The 5,197-nt window shown below is 48.0% G+C and carries 3 protein-coding genes; 2 read left to right on the plus strand and 1 reads right to left on the minus strand.

Annotated elements, in window-relative coordinates:
• Window positions 1–1,004: transposase (locus QUB61_RS37660; RefSeq protein WP_333136342.1), on the plus strand; the 1,004-nt coding region annotated here is incomplete at its 5' end.
• A gap of 29 nt (window positions 1,005–1,033) precedes the next feature.
• Here the strand turns inward: QUB61_RS37660 and QUB61_RS37665 are convergent.
• Window positions 1,034–4,015 (minus strand): DUF3987 domain-containing protein, encoded by a 2,982-nt coding sequence (locus tag QUB61_RS37665; RefSeq protein WP_333136339.1) that lies wholly within the window; start codon window positions 4,013–4,015, stop codon window positions 1,034–1,036.
• Between the two features lie 289 nt (window positions 4,016–4,304).
• On the opposite strand from QUB61_RS37665, the gene QUB61_RS37670 reads away from it, so the two are divergent.
• Window positions 4,305–4,670 carry a hypothetical protein gene (locus QUB61_RS37670; RefSeq protein WP_333136337.1) on the plus strand — a complete coding sequence of 122 codons (366 nt, stop codon included), beginning with the start codon at window positions 4,305–4,307 and terminating at the stop codon, window positions 4,668–4,670.
• The last annotated feature ends 527 nt before the right edge of the window (window positions 4,671–5,197 follow it).

Here is a 5,197-nt window from a genome sequence, read left to right on the forward strand (position 1 = left end):
CTTTATATTCTACCATGCTGTGCCTAGATTGTGAACCTTCTTTTTTGCTGTTACCCCGATTTATTGAGCGGATACATAAAATTTACCATCCTAAACTAGGATGGATGCGTTTTCACAATTCGCGTCCAATCCCTCATGGTTTTACAATAAAGGCTGTCGCTGTTAGAAAACGTCAAGATGGTTGGTATATTTCTCTCAGAATAGAAGACAAAAATGTACCGGACTACATTGCTAAACCTCTAAGTGAAGTAGTCAAAGTAATTGGATGTGATTTTGGAATCACTAAGTTAGTTCATTTGTCTGATGGATCTCAGATTCAAAATCCCAAATTTTCAACGTCTAAAAAAGTTAGACGTATTTTAAAAATCAGACAGCGAAGGGTTAACCGTAAAGTCAAAGGTAGTAAAAATCGCAAAAAAGCTGCGAAAATAGTAGGACTGTTACACCAAAGAATTAGTAACAAACGTGAGACTCACCAGTGGAAGACAGCGAATAAAATTGTATCTCGTAAAATTGATGCTATCGCTTTAGAAGATTTAAACATCTCTGGGATGTTGCGACGGTGCAAGGTAAAAGTTGATGAGAAGACAGGAAGATTTCTTAAAAACGGACAATCTAGGAAAAAAAGTTTAAACCGTTCGATTTCTGATGCAAGTTGGGGTAAGTTAATTTTAAAAATCGAGTATCTCGCTGTGAAGCAAGGAAAGATTGTGATTAAAGTTAATCCTAAACACTCCAGCCAAGAATGCAGGAATTGTGGTCATATTGACAAATTAAATAGAAACGGCGAAAAGTTCATTTGTACCAAATGTGGTTACCATGAACACGCCGATATTGGGGCTGCAAAAACTATCAGAGATCGAGCTTTAGAAATAGTACGTGGGGACTCCGCGAAACTTGGTGCTAGTCACCTAAACGCCCAAAAGATATCATCACGCTCAAAGAGCAAACGTGGTGAGTTTGGGAACCCTAGCAATAGGGATATTAAGGCTGCAATGTCTTAAGAATCCCCGTGTCTTTAGACCGGGGAGTGTCAACTTAAAATGCGCCACTTGAAAGACTTGCCGACCTTTTTCGTTTCACCGAGGTTCATCGAAACCATTTGGTTGAAGACCGCAGCCGTAAAGTCGGTGTTCGACATCTGGCGCAGTTTAGCTCCTGCAACGAGTTCGCGACAGTTGCGGTATGCTTCGCGGGTGCTGATCCAACCTTCAGCAACCGTGTCCCGCAACTCTTCTGATTTCTGAATCAGTTTCTGGATGACCGGGACTGTATCGTCCTCATCTTGCTGCTGCCCTTTGTAAAGCACTTCAGCTTGGTTGATGTAGAAGTAGCTGGTGACGATCGCCTTTTGAATGATGTCGGCCCCAATCGAGGTAGGAATTTCAATCTCAAAAGGCTTGTCGGAACGTTCCCCGCCTGAGAGCTTCCACTCTTCTTTCAACTGCAAGTAAGTTTTGAGAGTGCCGTCCGGGTTTTTTAACTTGCAGATTTCGTGCAAGCAGTGCAGGATGAGGGCAATCCGCAGGCAGTACCCGCTCCACTTGGACATGGCTAGCTGGAAGCCTTCATTCAGTTCAGCTTCTTCGCGCTCGACCATCGGGTTGAAAAAGTGCTGTTCGTAGTAGTCGGCTGCGGAGTCGCTGAGGTGGTAAGTGATCGGAAAACCCTGGTAAACAGTGCGGTTCGTTTCATCTCTGAGCACTTCGCCTGTCTCCTCATTTTGAACGGGACGATAGTGCATTTTGAGGACGGAAAGTTTGTGGTAGATGTCTTTGAGAAAGGCGTCAATGTCGGGGTAGGGCAGTCGCGTCCGCCGCCGTTTGGGCATCTGGGCCAAGCAGATTACCCACCGGGCCATCCAGCCGCTGGAAATTTTGCGGGGCGTCATCTCTTCGTCAAGCGTCTTGCGCTGGATGGTGCCGGTGATGGGGACGCACGACCTCTCCACCTCGACTCGACGATCGCGGTCAATGAGGATGACTTTGGGACCGCCGCCGTTGTTGAGGGTGAGGTAAAAGGCTTCGTCGTCCCCCTTGCCAGCCCGATATTTGTTGAGGGCTTTGAAGAAGCCGTCGATTTCGTCGCGGTGGACGAGGAAGCCGCGCGGATTTTCGTTGATGGTGCGGATCAGGGCTTCTACGGTGATGTGTTCGACCCAATACTCGCGAGGAACGGGTGGGGGCGGGAGTTCTTCTGGCGGGCTGTCAGAGTCTCGATTTTGCTGGGTGGCTTTTTGTGCTTCTTTGTAGCTTTTGAGGGCAATGCAGTATTCGCTGTTGGCATCCTGCTGCAAGAGCCGGATGGGGTTGACCATAACTTCTTGAGTTTGACTTTTAAGCTTCCCCGACCGGGCGGTGCTGATTGTCCACAGCACGCAGGACTTTTGTCTGAATCCAGGCCAAGCAACAATTTCAGCGGCCGTGCCGATCGCGCAGCCGAAGGTTGACCAACCTACTGTCATCAGGTGTTCGGCGCTGGTGGGCATTGCAGCAGCGATTTGTGCCAGGATGCAGGCAATTTCAAGCGGTAAAATTTGGTGCAAGTCGAGACTCTGCTTGCGCTTGCTAACTAAATCTTCAATAAGGGTTTTTTCGCTTTCGACTTCTGCGAACTGCCATTCTTGCAGTCGGGTTAAAACGATTTGTTCGACGTATTTGGGGTCGAGTTCCAAAGCTTGAGCGATTTGGGCGCACTCGGATCTTCGTTCTGACAGGGGAATGTTGCCCCGTTCCAGGAGCCGATCGATATATTTGAGGAGCAGGTTTTCTTTCTGTTTGCTGTCAGAATCCGGCGGGTAAAAATTATCTGTAACCTCACCGTTGTTTGGCGGGATGCTCTCTGGCGCATCTGCTTGTAACTTTTGAGAATTGAGCTGCTGCTGGCTCGCGGTCGGTGATGCCCTGGGGCGCTTGTCGATACCCCATTCTCCTAAAATCCTGTCTTTAATGTGAGGGGGGCATGAAGCCTGGAAGGTTTCTCGATCCAGCCGGTAAATCTTTTTCCAGCAATTTTCAGAGTCTCCGCTGTGATATTCGGCGGCGGTTTGGCAAGCGGAGGGGCTAATGGTTTTGAGGATGCGCTGCCATTTGTAGGGATCTCGGCTGCTGTCTTCCATTTGCCCCCAGGCGTACTCGGCTAAGATTTCAGTGGTGCCGGAGTAGGAGATACTGTAGCGGTGGCAGAACTCTTCCCAGCCGTAACATTCGGAGGCGAGAGCGGTCAGGGCGTCGGAGCGATCGCCTGTTTTGGCACCACCTGTCAAAATTTCAAGGGTGCGGGGGGAGATGAGGTCTTCTAGGCGAATTGCGCCGGGGACGTAACTTCCTACAGAACGGGGCGAGGTGTTGGCAGGAACAGACGGGTGCTGTTGCCGTGTTGGGTAAATACCAACATCTTCCGGTTTGGCAACTGTAGGCGGATATGCAACAAAATACTCCCAGCGGTATGGGATGCCGTTCGCGCCGACAGTAGGGGGCAGCAGGGTGTGACCGCCGTTTCGGGCAAGCAGTTCGCCCATTCGGGACCTGTCTCGATCTAGGCTGAAGGCTGTCCAATCTGGTTCTTCTGTGAAGGCGAGAATGACTCGGTATCCGCCCGAAGGGGTGCGAAATCGAGGGGCGACATTCAGGAGGGGGTAGTCGTTGAACCACTGTTCAAGGCGCGCCTCAAAAGCTTGTGGCGAGGAGAAGACTTTTTCTTTACGATCTAGATCGACAAAGGCGATGTAGTGGCCCTGTGTATTAGGTCCGCCGCCGAGAGTGCCGATGCCAGTGGTGCGGGCGAACCACTTCGCTAAGTTTGCCTGAGTTGGCAATTGCTTTTGATAGGGTTTCCAACTGACTTTGACTGCTTTTCCTTTCTGGTTTATCCAAGCAGGCGCTTTGCCTCCGGGAACGTTGCAGTCCCTTTCGCATTCCTTGGGACATTCCGGCAGCGCAGGTCTGCCCAAGCAATTGTGGAGCCAGTCGATTGTCTGGGCGATCGTCTGGGGAGCCTGATTAATGTCGCTCATCGGTGCACCTCCAAGCGATATGAGAGGAATTGGGCGATGCCTGTTTTGACATCTTCCAAGTCCCTGCGAGGGTTACCGAGAAGTTTTTGCTAAAAATTTGGCAATCTGTGTTGGCAAACCTCCTAATTTTGCTAAAGTTAAATAGCATCCAATTTTGCCTCCCCAGCCAAAAAGCTTTATGCAGCTGTGGATGCAGGTCAGTCTTCATCAAAAACCTCCATTTTGACCCCAATCATTTACCAATAGTAAATCTAGATTCACCCACAGTGAATTAAGGTGACAAATCTTAATGCTAATTTATGAAGCCTTCCACAATACTTTGAAACGTTATGACATCAGTGGCAAAGCCCTAGCTCGAGTTGCTGGGGTCAGCGAGAGTCTTGTGTCGCAGTTTAGGCACGGCAAGAAGGGTGTAACTGACGAGATGCTCGACAACCTGTTGCAGGCGATGCAGAAGATTGCTCCGGGAGCACGCAAACATTTTTGTTCGCTGGTAGCTGGGGAGCTGGTGGAAGGAGCGGGTGTGGAGAATGCAATTAAGGAGATTTCTGCTGAGGATATTCCTGAATTGTTGATGGCGATCGCGCGTTGCTGGAAATCAGTTGACCATCCATCAATTTATGCAACAAGTGCGTTGATGGAGTTCCATCGCTAAAATGGTAGCACTCTAAGATAATAGATGTAGCGCCAAATTTTTAATAATTTTATACCTGCAAAATTCATATTTAATGAAAATTAATATTTAGTGTGATATGGAATTAATTTAACTACTTAATTTACCCAAATATAGCAACAAAAAGTAGTTATTTATCAACTACAACTACCATTTCTTCACTAGATTTGTTCCTAATTGATACTTATTTGTTATTGAGGTCTCTGGTGGTAGGCCTAATTGTTTGCGAAAATCTGAGTCCTACTTAGCGAGTTACCAATTTTTAGCAGTCGCATCCGCTAGCCTTGCACCTCACATTCCCGATCCATAGCCAATGCACGCTCTGTCAGAACCGGAATTGTTGCATGAATTGCATCGTCTCAACGGTATCCCTAAAGAAGTTCTATAAAATTACGAAATGATGCAACTACTGATTCCTATTGTGCGGGCAGAGTAAGGATTCAGGTAAAAAATAGTTCCGCAGAGAGCCCAAAAATATGGTAATGTAGTCAGATGAGCGAAAAGCCAGA

The sequence above is a fragment of the Microcoleus sp. C2D2 genome (assembly GCF_036702495.1).
In the GTDB taxonomy this organism is placed as follows: domain Bacteria; phylum Cyanobacteriota; class Cyanobacteriia; order Cyanobacteriales; family Microcoleaceae; genus Microcoleus.